The organism is Agrococcus versicolor, assembly GCF_039531815.1.
GTDB classification, from domain to species: domain Bacteria; phylum Actinomycetota; class Actinomycetes; order Actinomycetales; family Microbacteriaceae; genus Agrococcus; species Agrococcus versicolor.
Map to the genome: position 1 here is coordinate 59,313 of NZ_BAAAQT010000008.1, position 15,148 is coordinate 74,460.

Annotated in this window: 11 protein-coding genes; 3 read left to right on the top strand and 8 right to left on the bottom strand. The window is 73.7% G+C overall.

Annotation, left to right across the window (positions count from 1 at the left end; translation table 11 throughout):
- The first annotated feature begins 40 nt into the window (after positions 1-40).
- Positions 41-1,048 carry a GlxA family transcriptional regulator gene (locus ABD249_RS12760; protein WP_344344154.1) on the top strand — a complete coding sequence of 336 codons (1,008 nt, stop codon included), beginning with the start codon at positions 41-43 and terminating at the stop codon, positions 1,046-1,048.
- A gap of 93 nt (positions 1,049-1,141) precedes the next feature.
- Here the strand turns inward: ABD249_RS12760 and treZ are convergent, their stop codons facing one another.
- The 8 genes from treZ to ABD249_RS12800 form a co-directional block, all read right to left on the bottom strand.
- Positions 1,142-2,926 carry a malto-oligosyltrehalose trehalohydrolase gene (treZ, locus tag ABD249_RS12765; RefSeq protein ID WP_344344156.1) on the bottom strand — a complete coding sequence of 595 codons (1,785 nt, stop codon included), beginning with the start codon at positions 2,924-2,926 and terminating at the stop codon, positions 1,142-1,144.
- Positions 2,927-2,988: 62 nt separating this feature from the next.
- Positions 2,989-3,561 carry a hypothetical protein gene (locus ABD249_RS12770; protein WP_344344158.1) on the bottom strand — a complete coding sequence of 191 codons (573 nt, stop codon included), beginning with the start codon at positions 3,559-3,561 and terminating at the stop codon, positions 2,989-2,991.
- 55 nt (positions 3,562-3,616) lie between these two features.
- On the bottom strand, positions 3,617-3,904 hold the full coding sequence (locus tag ABD249_RS12775; protein WP_344344160.1) for a hypothetical protein: 288 nt from the start codon (positions 3,902-3,904) through the stop codon (positions 3,617-3,619).
- Between the two features lie 4 nt (positions 3,905-3,908).
- The gene (gene treY, locus ABD249_RS12780; protein WP_344345096.1) at positions 3,909-6,221 is read right to left on the bottom strand and encodes a malto-oligosyltrehalose synthase; all 2,313 of its coding nucleotides are present in this window, start codon (positions 6,219-6,221) and stop codon (positions 3,909-3,911) included.
- Positions 6,221-8,557 (bottom strand): glycogen debranching protein GlgX, encoded by a 2,337-nt coding sequence (gene glgX / locus ABD249_RS12785; RefSeq protein WP_344344162.1) that lies wholly within the window; start codon positions 8,555-8,557, stop codon positions 6,221-6,223. Before glgX ends, treY begins: the two co-directional genes overlap by 1 nt.
- Positions 8,558-8,639: 82 nt before the next feature.
- Positions 8,640-9,122 carry a YbaK/EbsC family protein gene (locus ABD249_RS12790; RefSeq protein WP_425546339.1) on the bottom strand — a complete coding sequence of 161 codons (483 nt, stop codon included), beginning with the start codon at positions 9,120-9,122 and terminating at the stop codon, positions 8,640-8,642.
- 53 nt (positions 9,123-9,175) lie between these two features.
- Positions 9,176-9,622, bottom strand: a complete 447-nt coding sequence (locus ABD249_RS12795) for a DoxX family protein (protein WP_344344166.1) — start codon at positions 9,620-9,622, stop codon at positions 9,176-9,178.
- A 250-nt stretch (positions 9,623-9,872) separates the two neighbouring features.
- The gene (locus tag ABD249_RS12800; protein ID WP_344344168.1) at positions 9,873-10,610 is read right to left on the bottom strand and encodes a pentapeptide repeat-containing protein; all 738 of its coding nucleotides are present in this window, start codon (positions 10,608-10,610) and stop codon (positions 9,873-9,875) included.
- Positions 10,611-10,710: 100 nt separating this feature from the next.
- Between ABD249_RS12800 and ABD249_RS12805 the strand changes: the two genes are divergently transcribed.
- Positions 10,711-13,659: an alpha-mannosidase gene (locus ABD249_RS12805; RefSeq protein WP_344344170.1), complete on the top strand. Its 2,949-nt coding sequence runs from the start codon at positions 10,711-10,713 to the stop codon at positions 13,657-13,659.
- On the top strand, positions 13,656-15,005 hold the full coding sequence (locus ABD249_RS12810; protein ID WP_344344172.1) for an MFS transporter: 1,350 nt from the start codon (positions 13,656-13,658) through the stop codon (positions 15,003-15,005). The genes ABD249_RS12805 and ABD249_RS12810 overlap by 4 nt, the downstream gene beginning before the upstream one ends.
- The last annotated feature ends 143 nt before the right edge of the window (positions 15,006-15,148 follow it).

A 15,148-nucleotide genomic window follows, 5' to 3' on the forward strand; every position in this document is an offset into this window, starting at 1 on the left:
CTCCTTGTCAGATCCTGCCACCAGTGGCAGGATGGACGGCATGCAGCAAGATCCCGCCACCGTGCCGACGCTCTCGGTCGCGTGCATCGTCGACGACGGCGTCAGCCCGTTCGAGATCGGCGTCGCGAGCGAGGTGTTCGGCGACGACCGCACGGATCGCGGCGTGCCCCGCTTCGACTTCCGCCTCGTGGCGCCGACGCCCGGCCGCGTCACGGTCGACTCCGCGGGCGGCTTCGCCCTGCACGTCGAGCACGACCTCGCCTTCGCCGACGAGGCCGACGTCGTCATCGTCCCCGCCTTCCGCGACTGCGGCGAGGAGGCCTGCGGCGTCGAGGTGCTCGACGCCATCCGTCGCGCGCATCGCCGCGGCGCCTGGGTGCTCACGCTCTGCACGGGTGCGTTCGTCGCCGCCCGCGCCGGCGTGCTCGACGGCGGCCGCGCCACGACGCACTGGCGCCACGCCGACCGCATGCAGGAGGAGTTCCCCACCCTCGAGGTCGCGTGCGACGCGCTGTACGTGCAGCACGGACGCGTCATCACGAGCGCGGGCACCGCCGGCGCGATCGACGCCGCGCTGCACCTCGTGACGCTCGTCGCTGGCGCGCAGGCCGCGGCCACCATCGCCCGCGCCATGGTCATGCCGCCGCAGCGCGACGGCGGCCAGAGCCAGTACGCCACGGGCCCCGTCGTCGAGCGGCACGCCGAGACGCTCGCGCCGCTCGTCGAGTGGATGGCCGGCCACCTCGACGTGCAGCACACCGTCGGATCGCTCGCCGCACGCGCCCACATGTCCGAGCGCACCTTCGCGCGACGCTTCAAGGACGAGCTCGGCACGACCCCCGCCGCGTGGCTCGCGAGCCATCGCGTGCGGCGCGCGCAGCAGCTGCTCGAGGCGACGGACCTCACGCTCGACGCCGTGGCGGCCGAGGCCGGCTTCGGCACGGCGGCGCTCATGCGGCACCACTTCCAGCAGCACCTCACGACGACGCCGAGCGCCTACCGGCAGCGGTTCCAGGTCTCGCGCGTGCCCGCGCTCTCCGTCGCCTGACCGCCGCATCCACGCGTCAGCGAGCCGCCGGCCGCATGGTGCAGGCGACGGCTCGCTGGAGCGTGGATGCGGCGGTGGCGCCGGCCCGGCCGGCTAGGGCTGCGTCGGCAGCGCCACGAGCGCACCGCTGCCGGGCGGCAGGTGCACGGCGGCGTCGTCGAGCGCGACGGCGTCCGACGTGCCGAACAGCAGGGTCGCGCCCAGCGGCACCGGTGCCTCCCACACGGCGTCGCCGACGTTGACGAGCATGTCGACCGGGCCGCGGCCGTCGTGCGCCGCGTCGGGCGTCGTGCCCGCGATGCGCAGCGAGCCGCTGCGGGTGACGCGCAGGGTGCGCGCCTCCTCGTCGACGACGACGCGGTTCGCGGCGAGCGACGGGTCGGTGAGCGCCGCCCAGTCGCGGCGCAGCGTCGCGAGCCGTCGGTAGCCCTCGAGCACGACCGCGTGGCGGCCGGAGCCGAGCTCCTCCCAGCGCAGGATCGAGCGTCGGAACGTCTCGGGGTCCTGCGGGTCGGGCACGACGTCGGCATCCCAGCCCATCGCGGCGAACTCCGAGATGCGGCCCTCGGCGGTCAGGCGGCCGAGCTCCTCCTCGGGGTGCGAGGTGAAGAACTGGAACGGGCTCGACGCGGCCCACTCCTCGCCCTGGAAGAGCATGGGTGTGAAGGGGCCCGCGTAGAGCAGCATGGCCGCGACGAGCAGCTGCGAGTCGTCGAGCACGTCGACGGTGCGGTCGCCGATCGCGCGGTTGCCGATCTGGTCGTGGTTCTGCGCGCTGACGACGAGTCGCCACGAGGGCATGCGCTCGACGTCGATGGGGCTGCCGTGGTCGCGGCCGCGGAACGACGAGAACGTGCCGTCGTGGAAGAAGCCGCGCTCGATGGCCTTCGCGAGGGCGCCGAGGGGCTCGAAGTCTGCGTAGTAGCCCGCCGTCTCGCGCGTGAGCGCCACGTGGATCGCGTGGTGGTAGTCGTCGCTCCACTGCGCGTCGAGGCCGTAGCCGCCGCCCTCGCGCGGCGTGACGAGGCGCGGCTCGTTGAGGTCGGACTCGGCGATGAGCGTCAGCGGGCGGCCCTGGTGCGCCGACTCGGAGGCGACGCCGACCGTGAGCGCCTCGAGGATGTGGTCGTCGGGGTCGTCGACGAGCGCGTGCACGGCGTCGAGCCGCAGCGCGTCGACGTGCATGTCGCGCAGCCAGTACAGCGCGTTCTCGACGATGTAGCGGCGCACCTCGGGCTCGCGCACCTGCACGACCTCGCCCCACGTGTTGCGCTCGTCGCCGAGGTACGGGCCGTACAGCGGCAGGTAGTTGCCGCTCGGGCCGAGGTGGTTGTAGACGACGTCCTGGATGACGGCCATGCCTGCGCGGTGGCACGCGTCGACGAAGCGCTGGTAGCCGGCCGGGCCGCCGTACTGCTCCTGCACCGCGTACCAGAGCACGCCGTCGTAGCCCCAGTTGTGCGTGCCGTTGAACGCGTTGACCGGCAGCACCTCGACGTGCGTGACGCCGATGGAGGCGAGGTGCTCGAGCTGCGCGGCCGCCGCGTCGAACGTGCCCTCGGGCGTGAAGGTGCCCACGTGCAGCTCGTACACGACGCCACCCGCCAGGCGACGACCCGTCCACTCGCCGTCCTGCCACGCGTGCTCGGCCGGGTCGAAGGTCTGCGACAGGTCGTGCACGCCCCGCGGCTGCCGGCGCGAGCGCGGGTCCGGGCGCACGGCGTCGTCGTCGCCGATCTGGAAGCCGTACTCCCCCGCGGGACCGGTCTGGCGCCACCAGCCGCCGCCGACGTCCTCCATCTCGGTGGATGCCCCGTCGGTGACGAGGCGCATGCGGTCGGCGCGCGGCGCCCAGACTCGGTACTCGTGGTCGGCCATGCCTCCAGCCAACCAGAGCGCGGGGTGCGGTCACGCCCCTGGGACGAGGGGGCGGGAGTTCGCTACGATCCGGGTCGCGCGGGCCGGTGCTGGAACCACGCCGACGACGACGGCACGAAGAGCGCGGCCACGCCGACCACGAGCAGCACGGTGCCGATCGACGTCGCACCTCCACCGCCGAGGAGGGCGAGCACGAGCGACACGGCCGCGACGATCGCGAGGCCGGCACGCGCGCCGTCGCTGCCGCGGGCGACGAGCACCGTCAGCACGGCCTGGGCGACGACCACGACCACGCCGGCGACCACGAGCGCGACGGCGGCGACCTCGAGCCCAGCGCCCGCGAGCCCCGCATCGGCTGCGGCCGCAGCGGCGACGGCCGCGCCGATCGCGAGCACGACGACGCCGACGACCGAGAGGGCGAGGGCGATGCGCAGCAGCAGCACCCCGAACGCCACCGCGTCCGGTCGCGGCGGTCGCGGCGTCGCCGCACGAGGGCGGTCCTGCGCGGACGACGGCGATGCCGGACGCGGCGCGACGCTGCCGACCGGCACGGGCACGATGGATCGCGGGGCCGAGCGCCGAGGCGCGTCGGCTGCGGGAGGCTCGAGCGACGCGTCGTCCGCGGGGGTCGTCATGGCGCGACGCTAGCGCCGTCGCCCGCGTGCAGGCTGAGTCCCCGGTCCGAGCAGGTCAGGCGTCCTCGGGCGCGATGGCCCCGGGGAGCGCGATCGTCGGCTGCGCGGCCGGCGGCGGCTCGGCGGGCGGCGGCGGGACGGAGAGGCCGAACCCGGCGTACGGGGTCGGCTCCCACCCGGACGAGCTCGTCGAGCCGATGCCCGAGAACACCGTGCCCGAGCGCCAGTCCCACGTCTCGACCGCGCCGAGGCTCGGCGGCGCCTCGCGGGCACCGAGCGGCTCGACGGGCGCGAGCGGCGGCACGGCATCCGGCTGCCGCCGCTCGCGATCGTCGGCGCTCATCGGCTCATCGGCCCGCGGGGGCCAGGAGCGCGACGGGGAGATCGCGCAGCAGATCGGCGAGACGCACCGACCCGCCGTCGACCTCGCGGCCGGAGAGGAGGTCGACCCAGCGCCCCTCGGGCACGGGCAGCACCGTGTCGCCCCAGCCGCCGCGTCGCGCGAGCCCGAGCGGCAGGCGCGTCACGACCGCGATGGCACCGCCGCGGTCGAACGCGAGGGCGTGGTGGGCGGCCGCGCCGCGTGCGAGCACCGCCGCGTACGACGACACGAGCTCGGGGCGGTCGCGACGCAGGCGCAGCGTCTCCCTCACGACGCGCACCTTCGCGTGCTCGAGGTCGTCGACGTGCGCGGGCTCCGTCGCTGCACGCTCGCGCAGCGCATCCGCCTCCGCCCAGTCGACCGGGCGGCGGTTGTCGGGGTCGACGAGCGAGAGCTCGCGCACCTCGGAGCCCTGGTAGACGTCCGGCACGCCGGGCATCGCGAGGGCGAGCAGCTTCGCGGCGAGCACGTTGGCGCGCCAGCCCGGCTCCACGGCGTCGACGAACGCCTGGATCGCCGCACGACCCTCGCCCTCGAGGCACGCGTCGACGAAGGCGACGAGGCCCTCCTCGTAGGCGGCGTCGGGGCTCGTCCAGTGCGTGCGGGAGTCCGCCTCGCGCGACGCCTTCTCGGCGTAGGCGAGCAGCCGCTCGCGGCTCGCGGGCCATGCGCCCACGACGGCCTGCAACAGGAGGCTCGTGAACGGGCGGTCGTGCTGCGGCGCGTGGGGCAGCATCCGCTCGAGCAGCGCCTCCCACTCCTGCGGCACCTCGGCGATGGTCGAGATGCGTGCGCGCACGTCCTCGCCGCGCTTCGTGTCGTGCGTCGACAGGGTCGTCATGGCGTGCGGCCAGCGCTCCTGCCTGCGCTCCATCGCGACGTGGAAGTCGACGGGGGCGATCGAGAAGACCGACGGGTCGCCGCCGACCTCGTTGAGCGAGGTGAGCCGGCCGTAGCGGTAGAACGCCGTGTCCTCGACGCCCTTCGCCATGACCATGCCGCTCGTCTGCTGGAACCTGCGCGCGGCATCCTCGGCCGGGTCGAGCAGGATCGGCAGCAGCCATGCGACGGTCTCGGACAGGTCGGGGCGCCAGTGGGCGGAGGCCTCGGCCGCGTGGTGCAGGTGCTCGGCGCCCTGCGGCAGGTACGAGCGGTACACCGGGAAGCACGCGAGCAGCTCGGCGATCGCGTCCGCGGTGTCGGCGGGCGCGTCGTCGTGCGCCGCACGCACCTCGCGCTCGAGACGCAGCACCTCGGCGTGGAGGATCGAGTCGGCGATGCCGCGCTTCGTGCGGTGGATGAGGGCGTGCCAGTCGAGCGGCAGGCCGCGCAGGCGCGTCTCGATGGCGTCGAGCGCCTGCTCGGCCGTCGGGTCGGTGAGCACGCGGTCGACGAGCCCGAGCGCGTCGTAGCCGGTCGTGCCGGCCGTCGGCCATGCCGGAAGCTCCTCGCCCGGCTCGAGGATCTTCTCGACGAGCACGTACGCGCCGCTCGTGAGGTCGGCGAGGTCGCGGAGGTAGCCCTCGGGGTCGCGCAGGCCGTCGGGGTGGTCGACGCGGAGGCCGTCGACGAGGCCCTCGTCGAACCAGCGGCGGATCTCGACATGCGAGGCGTCGAACACCGCGCGGTCCTCGACGCGGATGGCGGCGAGCGTCGTCACGGCGAAGAAGCGGCGGTAGGCGAGCTCGTCGTCGCCGCGCCGCCAGTTGCCGAGCACGTAGTGCTGGCGCGCGAGGACGGCATCCGCGTCGTCGTCGCCCGTCGGCCCGGTCCCGGGAGCGATCGGCAGGGCGGTGTCCCAGTACCGGAGCACGTCGCCGTCGATGGCGACGTGGCCCACCCGGCCGTCGCCGAGGTCGTCGTCGTCGCCGACGATCGGCAGCAGGATGCGGCCGTCGTGCTGCGCCCAGTCGACGTCGAACGCATCGGCGTGGGGCGACTCTCGGCCCAGCCGCAGGACGTCCCACCACCACGCGTTCTGCTGCGGCGTCGCGACGCCCACGTGGTTCGGCACGATGTCGACGAGCACGCCCATGCCGAGCCTGCGCGCCTCGGCCGAGAGCGCTGCGAGCCCCTCGGCGCCGCCGCGCGAGGGGTCGATGCGGTCGTGCCCGATCACGTCGTAGCCGTGGCTCGACCCGGGCTCGGCGTCGAGGATCGGCGAGAGGTACACCCAGTCGACCCCGAGGTCGTGCAGCGCCTCGAGGCGACCCGCGGCGTCGTCGAGCGTCTGGTCGGCCGTGATCTGCAGCCGGTACGTGCTCGTGGGGACGCGCATCATGCGTGCCCGTCCGCGTCGTCGGTGCCTGCGGGCTCGATCTGCTCGGCGCGAGCGATGGCGTCTGCGCGCATGGCGTCCGCCGCCCCGTCGGGCACCGAGCGCGGGCTCTGGCCGATCGCGATCGCGCCGGTGGCCGTGGAGGGCTCGACGACGGCGTCGTCCGCAGACTGCGCGAGGCTCGCGACCGAGGCGGCGACCGACGAGTCCTCGCTCTCGACGTGGTGCGCCTCCTGCAGCAGCACGAGGCTGCGAGCCATGATCGTCGCGGTCGCGCCCGGCGCGAGCGGCTGCGCGCCGACCTCGCCGCCGGTGTCGATCGCCACGGCCCAGCTCGGCGCGTACTCGTCGGACGGCAGCGTGATCTCGACGTCCTGCTCGGACGCGTTGCAGTAGAGCAGGAAGTGGTCGTCCTCGATCGGCTCGCCGCGGGCGCCGCGACCGGCGATGCCGTGGCCGTTCAGGTACATGCCGATCGTCTTGTCGTCCGGCTGCTCCCAGTCGCTCGACTCCATCGGCTGACCCTGCGGCGAGAGCCACACGATGTCGTTCAGGCGCTCGCCGTTCCCCGTGCGCACGGTCGAGCCCGTGAAGAAGCGCTTGCGGTGGAACGTGGGGTGCTCGTGGCGCAGGCGCGCGACGGCGGCCGTGAACTCGATGAGCGGGTGGTCGGCGCTGTCCCAGTCGATCCAGGCGATCTCGGAGTCCTGCGCGTACGTGTTGTTGTTGCCGTGCTGCGTGCGCCCCAGCTCGTCGCCGTGCAGGATCATCGGCACGCCCTGGCTCAGCAGGAGGGTGGCGAGCAGGTTGCGCTGCTGGCGCGCTCGCGTCGACAGGATGAACGGGTCGTCGGTGGGGCCCTCGACGCCGTGGTTGTACGAGCGGTTGTGGCTCTCGCCGTCCTGCGAGTCCTCGCCGTTGGCCTCGTTGTGCTTCTCGTTGTACGACACGAGGTCGCGCATGGTGAAGCCGTCGTGCGCCGTGACGAAGTTGATGGATGCGAACGGTCGACGGCCGGAGTCCTCGTAGAGGTCGGCGCTGCCGGCGAGGCGGCTCGCGAAGTCGCCGACCGATCCGGGCTCGCCGCGCCAGAAGTCGCGGACGGTGTCGCGGTACTTGCCGTTCCACTCGGTCCACAGCGGCGGGAAGTTGCCGACCTGGTAGCCGCCGGGGCCGACGTCCCAGGGCTCGGCGATGAGCTTGACCTGGCTGATCACCGGATCCTGCTGCACGAGCTCGAAGAAGGTCGCGAGGCGGTCGACGTCGAAGAACTCGCGGGCGAGCGCCGACGCGAGGTCGAAGCGGAAGCCGTCGACGTGCATCTCGGTCACCCAGTACCGCAGGCTGTCCATGATGAGCTGCAGCGCGTGCGGCGTGCGGACGTTGAGCGTGTTGCCCGTGCCCGTGTAGTCCATGTAGTGCTGCAGGTCGTCCTCGACGAGGCGGTAGTACGCCGCGTTGTCGATGCCGCGCATGCTGAGCGTCGGGCCCATGTGGTTGCCCTCGGCGGTGTGGTTGTAGACCACGTCGAGGATGACCTCGATGCCCTCGGCGTGCAGGGCCTTCACCATGCCCTTGAACTCCTGCACCTGCTGGCCGAGCGAGCCGGATCCGGCGTACTCGGCGTGCGGGGCGAAGAACGCGAGGGTGTTGTAGCCCCAGTAGTTGCGGAGGCCCTTCTCCTGCAGCGTCGAGTCGTGCACGAACTGGTGCACGGGCATGAGCTCGACGGCGGTGATGCCGAGCTTCTTGTAGTGCGCGATGAGGCTCGGGTGGGCGACGGCGGCGTAGGTGCCGCGCATGGCCTCGGGCACGTCGGGGTGCAGCTGCGTGAGGCCCTTCACGTGCGCCTCGTAGATGACCGACTCGTTGTAGGGGATGCGCGGGGAGCGATCGCCGGACCAGTCGAAGAAGGGGCTGATGACGACGGAGTGCGTCATGTACGGCGCCGAGTCCTCGTCGTTGCGGGTCTCGGGGTCGCCGAAGGTGTACGAGAAGAGGGGCTGACCCCACTCGATGTCGCCGCTCGTCGCCTTGGCGTACGGGTCGAGCAGCAGCTTCGACGGGTTGCAGCGCTGACCCTGCGACGGATCGTACGGGCCGTGCACGCGGTAGCCGTAGCGCTGGCCGGGCTGCACGTTCGGCAGGTAGCCGTGCCACACGTACGCGTCGACCTCGACGAGGTCCACGCGCGTCTCGGTGCCGTCCTCCTCGAACAGGCACAGCTCCACACGCTCCGCGACCTCGGTGAAGAGGGCGAAGTTCGTGCCATTCCCGTCGTAGGTCGCACCCAGGGGGTACGCGTTGCCGGGCCAGACCTCAGGTGCGTCGCTCACCTCGACGACATTACGGGGCGATGCGGGTGCGTCCGCTGGACTTGCGCTCGGGCCTCCGGATGCGTATGCCGCACCGCGCTCGTCAGTCGCCGACGGTGCGCACCTCGCCGCCGGTGATGCGCACGAGCTCGTCGAACGTGAGCAGGAACACGGTGTCGGGCGTGCCCGCCGCCGCCGAGATGCGGTCGTGCTCGGCGAGCGCGACGTCGACGATCGTGCGGATCGGTGCGGGATGCCCGAGCGGCGCGACGCCGCCGATGACCTGGCTCGTCGCGGCGCGCACCTGCTCGGGCGTCGCGCGCTCGATGGGCCCCTCGCCGAGCTCGGCCGCGAGCATCGCGGTGTCGACGCGGTGCCTGCCGCTCGTCATGACGAGCAGCGGGGCATCCGCCATCCAGAAGATGAGGGAGTTCGCGATCTGCCCCACCTCGATGCCGAGGGCGTCGGCGGCGGCCTTCGCGGTGTGGACGCCGCCGGGGAAGCGGATGATCTCGACGTCGACGCCGAGCGTCGCGAGCTGCTGCTGGAGGGCGGTGGCCTTCGCGGGGATCGTCACGACGACCATCCTGCCCGGCTCAGGCCCAGGCGGGTCGGGCGCGGCTGCTCAGGCGCGGCGGCTCAGGCGCGACCGCGACCGCGGCGCGAGCGCCCGCCGAGCAGGCCGTCGACGCCGATGCGCCCGCCACCGACGACCGCGAGCGCGAGCGCGCCGGCGCCGAGCGCCGCGACGAGCTCCCAGCCGCCCTCGGCGACGAAGACGCCGAACGGCGCGTGGACGAGGGCGAGCGCGACGGCCATGTCGATGGCGACGAGCAGCCCGACGATGGGCAGCGCGGCGCCCAGCACGATGAGGGCGCCGCCGACGAGCTCGACGCCGATGACGAACGGCGCGGCGATCTCGGGCATGGGCACCCCCATGCCCGCGAACCCCGCGACCGTCGCGTCGATGCCCTGCGCGAAGAGCTTCTGCGCGCCGTGGGCCACCATGACGCCGCCGACGACGAGGCGGAGGACGAGCAGCGCGACGTCGGAGGCGAGCGGAGCGGATGCGGACAGCGGACGCATGGGGAGACCCTTCGGTCGGGAGGGGGACGCGCGGCAGTCTGACGTCCGCGCCTCGGGCGCGGCTATGTGCACCGGACTCGGGCTCCGCGTCGCGCGTCTCATGTCGCACGTCGCGCGTCTCGCGTCCTGCGCTGTGCAGGCGATCCGGGTGCGCCGAGGGAGCATCGCCCTCCACCCCCACGGATCGCCTGCGAGGCGCGACGGACCGTCAGCCGACGACCCAGGATCGCCTGCGAGGCGCGAGGGGCCGTCAGCCGACGACGCGCAGGCCGACGTGCGCCGCGAGCGCGGGCGCGAGCAGCGCGAGCTGGTCGCCGTCGATCGTCGCGCCGGCGAGGGACTCGACGGGCGAGACCGCGCGCGGCTCGAGGCCGCGCAGGTCGACGTGCCGCATGCGTGCCCGCGGCAGCTCGAGCGTCGCGACGGACGAGCCGGGGAAGGCGACGCGGTCGAGCTCGGCGTCACCGAGGTCGAGCACGTCGATCGTGCAGTCGCGCAGCGTGAGGTCGCGCACGCGCGCCGCCCGCAGGTTGACGTGGCCGAGCTTGCAGCCGACGAGCGCGACCGAGCGGATGCTCGCATCCGACAGGTCGATCGAGCCGATGCGGGAGGCGACGACCTCGACGTCGCGCCACACGGTGCGCGACGCGTCGAGCGTCGCGGCGTCGAGCCGCTCGATGCGCGACTCGACGACGTGCGCGTGCCGCATGCGGGCGCCCGTCGCCTGCCACCGCTCGATGGCGCACTCGGAGAGCGCGAGCTCGTCGAGGTCGGCGCCCGTCGAGTCGACGTCGACGATGCGCGCGCGATCGAGCACCGCCGCGTCGTGCACCGCGCGTGCGTCGACGTCCTCGAGCCGCGGCAGGCGCAGCGACGGCGCGATCGGCGCCTGCAGTCGGTCGCTCGGCATCCGCATCCCCTCGTCGTCGCCCGCCGGCGGCGCGGGCACGGCCATGCTCGCACGCAGCACCGATGCCGTTCGCGGCATGCGCCGCACGCTCAGGCGCCGCAGGGCTCGCGGTCGTACGCTGGCGCCGAGCCGCCCGACGACGCGCGTGGGACCGACGGCCTCGAGACCTGGAGGTGCCGTGCGAGCGCTCGCCAGCTGGCTCGTCGGCCTCCCGGCCGAGCAGCCCGCCGCGTACCGCAGGCTGCGCGCCATGCGGGCGCGCATCTGGCGCCGCGTCGCGCCGCTGCAGGCCTCGATCCTCGTCTCGCCCGAGCCCACGCCCTTCGGCGACTGGCAGCCGCACGACTTCCGGCCCATCCGCCCGGGGACGGCCTGGGGCGACGTCTTCGAGTGCGGCTGGCTCCACCTCACGGGCCCCGCTGCGAGCGATCCGCGTGCGGAGGTGCTGCTCGGCATCCGCGGCGAGGCGCTCGTGCACGACGCCGAGGGCGCGGTGCTCGACGCCGTGAGCACCGTGTACCTGCAGGGCGACCTCCCTCACCCCGGCGGGCGGTACCGCACCGTGCGCGGCGTCGACGCGACCCAACCGATCGACGTGTACGCCGACGCGACCTACAACGGCCTCCTCATCTACCCCCTCCGTCGGGCCGTCTTCCACGGCGCCCATCTCGCCGTGCGCGACGCGACGGCCTACGCCCTGTACTTCGACGCGCTCACGCTCACGATGCTCGCGGGCGGCACCGACGACGCGGCGCTGCGCCGCACGCTGCGGGCCGCGCTCGACGCGTCGTGGTCGCGGTTCCGCGCCGGCGACCTCGACGCCGCGCGCGCGGCGCTCGCCCCCGCGCTCTCGGCGCCGTCGACGAGCGACCTCGCCTACACGGCCGTCGGGCACGGCCACCTCGACATGGCATGGCTGTGGCCGCTCCGCGAGACGCGTCGCAAGGCTGCGCGCACCTACGCCAGGCAGCTCGACGCCATCGAGCGGCGACCCGGCTACGTGTACGGCACGAGCCAGCCGCAGCAGATGCAGTGGATGCGCGACGAGCAGCCCGCGCTCTTCGCGAGGCTGCAGGCCGCCGTCGCCTCCGGCGGCATGGAGGCGCAGGGCTCGTTCTGGATCGAGCCCGACACGAACCTGCCGAGCGGGGAGTCGCTCATCCGCCAGGCCGTCGTCGGCCGCCGGTTCCTGCGGCGCGAGCTCGGCCTCGGCGACGACGACCTGCGCCTGTGCTGGCTGCCCGACACGTTCGGCTACTCGGGCGCGCTGCCGCAGATCCTGCGCGGCACGGGCATGGAGTGGTTCCAGACGATCAAGCTCGCGTGGAACGAGGTCAACGACTTCCCGCACCGCACCTTCCGCTGGGCGGGCATCGACGGCTCCGAGGTGCTCGTGCACATGCCGCCCGAGGGCGACTACAACAGCCGCGCCGCCGCCGACGGCCTGCTGAAGGGGCTGCGGCAGCATCCCGAGCGCGACCTCGGCACCGCGCTGCTCGTCTACGGCGGTGGCGACGGCGGCGGCGGGCCGAGCGAGGTGCACCACGAGGTGCTCGACCGCGAGGTGGGTGCGGGCATCGCGGGCCTCCCCCGCGTCGCCCGCGGCAGCGCATCCGACTTCTTCCGCGACCTCGCCACCCGCGACGTGCGCCACACGCACCACGGCGAGCTCTACCTCGAGAAGCATCAGGGCACGTACACGACGCAGGCGGCCACGAAGCGGTGGAACCGCACGCTCGAGGGGCTGCTGCACGACGTCGAGGCCATCGCGTCCGCGCACGGCCCCGCCACGCGCGCGCAGGTGCGCGACGAGCTCGAGCCCGTGTGGCAGGAGGCGCTGCTGCAGCAGTTCCACGACATCCTGCCCGGGTCGTCGATCGCACGCGTGCACCGCGAGTCCGTCGCGGCGTTCGAGCGGCTCGCGGGCATCGTCGAGGCGCGCATCGCGTCGCTCGTCGACGCGCTGCCCGCCGCCGGCGACGCACCGGCGGCCCTCAACCTCGCACCCGTGCCGCGCGACGAGCCCGTGCGCGTGGACGGCACGTGGATGCGGGCGCGGGTCGCGCCGTACGCGACGGCCGCGCTCGTGCCCGAGCCCGAGCATCCGGAGCTCGTCGCCGACGCGACCGGTCTCGCGAACGGCCTGCTCGCCGCGCGGTTCGACGACGCGACCGGCGCCATCGTGTCGCTCGTGGACGCCGACGGCTTCGAGCACGCCGGCGAGGGGCTCAACCGCCTCGTGCTGCACCGGGACCCGCTGCAGATCCCGTTCGACGCGTGGGACATCTCGAGAAAGGCCGCGGCGGCGCCCGGTCGACCGCTGCGCGTCGCCGAGCGGTCGTGGCACGTCGACGGGCCGCGCGCCGTGCGCAGGCACGTGCTCGTCGGGCCGAAGGTGCGCATCGAGCAGGACGTCGTGCTCGAGGCCGGCAGCGGCCTCGTGCGGTTCGAGACGCGCGTCGACTGGCACCAGACGCATCGCATGCTGCGCGCCGAGCACCGCCCGACCCGGTACGGCGACGAGGCGCTGTGCGAGATCCAGATGGGCCACATCCGCCGCCCGACGACCGAGCGCGACAGCGTGGAGCGTGCCCAGTTCGAGGTGTGCGCGCACCGCTGGCTCGCCGTCGAGGACGCCACGGGCGGCTTCGCGCTGCTCAACGACGGCAAGTACGGCCATCGCGCGAAGCACGGCCTCGTCTCGCTCGCCCTGCTGCGCTCGCCCACGTTCCCCGACCGCACGGCCGATCGCGGCACGCACGCCTTCGCCTACGCCATCCGCCCGTACGCTCCCGGCGCGCTGCACGAGGTCGTCGCCGACGGCTACCGGCTGCAGGCACCCCCGCGCATCGTGCCCGGACGTGCCGATGCGCTCGCGCCGCTCGCGACGGTCGACGACCCGGGCGTCGTCGTCGAGACCATCGCGCCCGCCTACGACTCCGACGGCGTCGTCGTGCGGCTCTACGAGTCGCTCGGGCGCGCGACGACGACGGCGCTGACGACCTCGATCCCGCACCGGGCGGCCTGGCGCACCGACATGCTCGAGCGCCCCTCGGGCCCGGCCGACCTCTCGGCGATCGAGCTGGGGTCCTTCGAGATCGCGACCCTCGTGCTGGAGTCGCCATGACGCATCCGGAGGCCGCGACCGCCGCACGGCGCGAGCCCTGGCTGCTGCGGCCGCTGCCGCCGCGGACGCAGGCGACCGCCATCGTCACCGCGGGCATCGGGCAGAACCTCCTGCTCACCACCGTGACGACGTTCATGCTCGTCTACCTCATCGAGCACGCGGGCCTGTCGTCGGGCGGCGTCGCCGTCGTGACGGCGCTCGTGACGATCACGCGCATCGTCGACGCCGTCGCCGACCCCGTCATGGGATCGATCGTCGACGTCACGCGCACCCGCTGGGGGCGCATGCGGCCGTACGTGCTCGCGTCGACCGTGCCGCTCGTCGTGCTGACGACGCTGCTGTTCGCCGTGCCGCCGACGCTCGCCGAGCCGCTGCAGCTCGCCTGGTTCGGCGTCGCCTACGTGCTGTGGGGCTTCGCGTACGCCATGTGCGACGTGCCGTTCTGGGGCCTCATCGGCTCCGCCTTCCCCGACCCCGACCGGCGCACGCGCGTCATCGCGAACGTGCGGGCGTTCGGGGCGATCTCGCTCGGCGTCGCGACGCTCGGCATGCCGTGGCTCGCCCGGCTGCTCTCCGGTGGCGAGGAGTCGGACGCCGCCGGCTGGACGACGGCCGTCGCCCTCGTCGCCGTCGTCGGCATGGGCCTGTTCCTGCTCGCCTTCACGCACACGCGCGAGCGCGTCGTCACGGCCGACCGCGTGCCGCTGCGCGCGCTCGTCGGCTCGCTCGTCGGCAACCGCCCCCTCGTGCTCGTGCTCGCCGGCTCCGTGCTGGGCTTCGGGCGCTTCGTCGTGCAGTCCGGCGGCGCGGTGTTCGTCGTCATCGCGTACGGCGACGAGGGCGTCTTCACGATCGTCGGTGCCGCGATCATCGCGGGGATGGTCGTGTCCGCCTTCCTCGCGCCGCTGCTGCTGCGTCGCGTCTCGCCCCGCGCGGTCGCCGTCGGCAGCGCCCTCGCCTCGGCGGTGGTCTCGACGGCGATGTGGGTCGTCGGGTACGCCGACGTCGCAGCGCTCGTCGCCTGCATCTTCGTGAACGGCCTCACCCTGGGCCTCTTCCTCGTCGTGCAGGCGACGATGATCGCGGATGCCGTCGACGACGCCGAGCGGCGCACCGGCATCCGCAGCGACGGCATCTCGTTCGCGACGCTCACGTTCGCGTCGAAGATCATGACGGCGCTGTCGCTGCTCGTGTTCGGCCTCTTCGTCGCCGTCGCCGGCTACGAGTCGGGGGTCGAGGTCACCGAGCAGATGCGGCAGACGGTGTTCGTCGCCATCACCCTCGTGCCGGCCGCGAGCGCGCTCGTCTCCGCCATCCCGTTCGCGCTGTACCGCGTCGGGCGGTAGCTCGCCCTTCGAGACGGCTGCTCGCTGCGCTCGCGACCTCCTCAGGGACCGGGGATGCGAGCACCTCCCCCACCCGCTCCCCGAGATGCGAACACCTCCCCCACCCGCTCCCCGAGATGCGAACACCTCCCCCACCCGCTCCC

Coding starts and splice junctions, on each gene's coding strand:
- ABD249_RS12760 (WP_344344154.1), top strand. CDS start 41: ATGCAGCAAGATCCCGCCACCGTGCCGACGCTCTCGGTCGCGTGCATC.
- treZ (WP_344344156.1), bottom strand. CDS start 2,926: ATGGCCGACCACGAGTACCGAGTCTGGGCGCCGCGCGCCGACCGCATG.
- ABD249_RS12770 (WP_344344158.1), bottom strand. CDS start 3,561: ATGACGACCCCCGCGGACGACGCGTCGCTCGAGCCTCCCGCAGCCGAC.
- ABD249_RS12775 (WP_344344160.1), bottom strand. CDS start 3,904: ATGAGCGCCGACGATCGCGAGCGGCGGCAGCCGGATGCCGTGCCGCCG.
- treY (WP_344345096.1), bottom strand. CDS start 6,221: ATGCGCGTCCCCACGAGCACGTACCGGCTGCAGATCACGGCCGACCAG.
- ABD249_RS12790 (WP_425546339.1), bottom strand. CDS start 9,122: ATGGTCGTCGTGACGATCCCCGCGAAGGCCACCGCCCTCCAGCAGCAG.
- ABD249_RS12795 (WP_344344166.1), bottom strand. CDS start 9,622: ATGCGTCCGCTGTCCGCATCCGCTCCGCTCGCCTCCGACGTCGCGCTG.
- ABD249_RS12800 (WP_344344168.1), bottom strand. CDS start 10,610: ATGCCGCGAACGGCATCGGTGCTGCGTGCGAGCATGGCCGTGCCCGCG.
- ABD249_RS12810 (WP_344344172.1), top strand. CDS start 13,656: ATGACGCATCCGGAGGCCGCGACCGCCGCACGGCGCGAGCCCTGGCTG.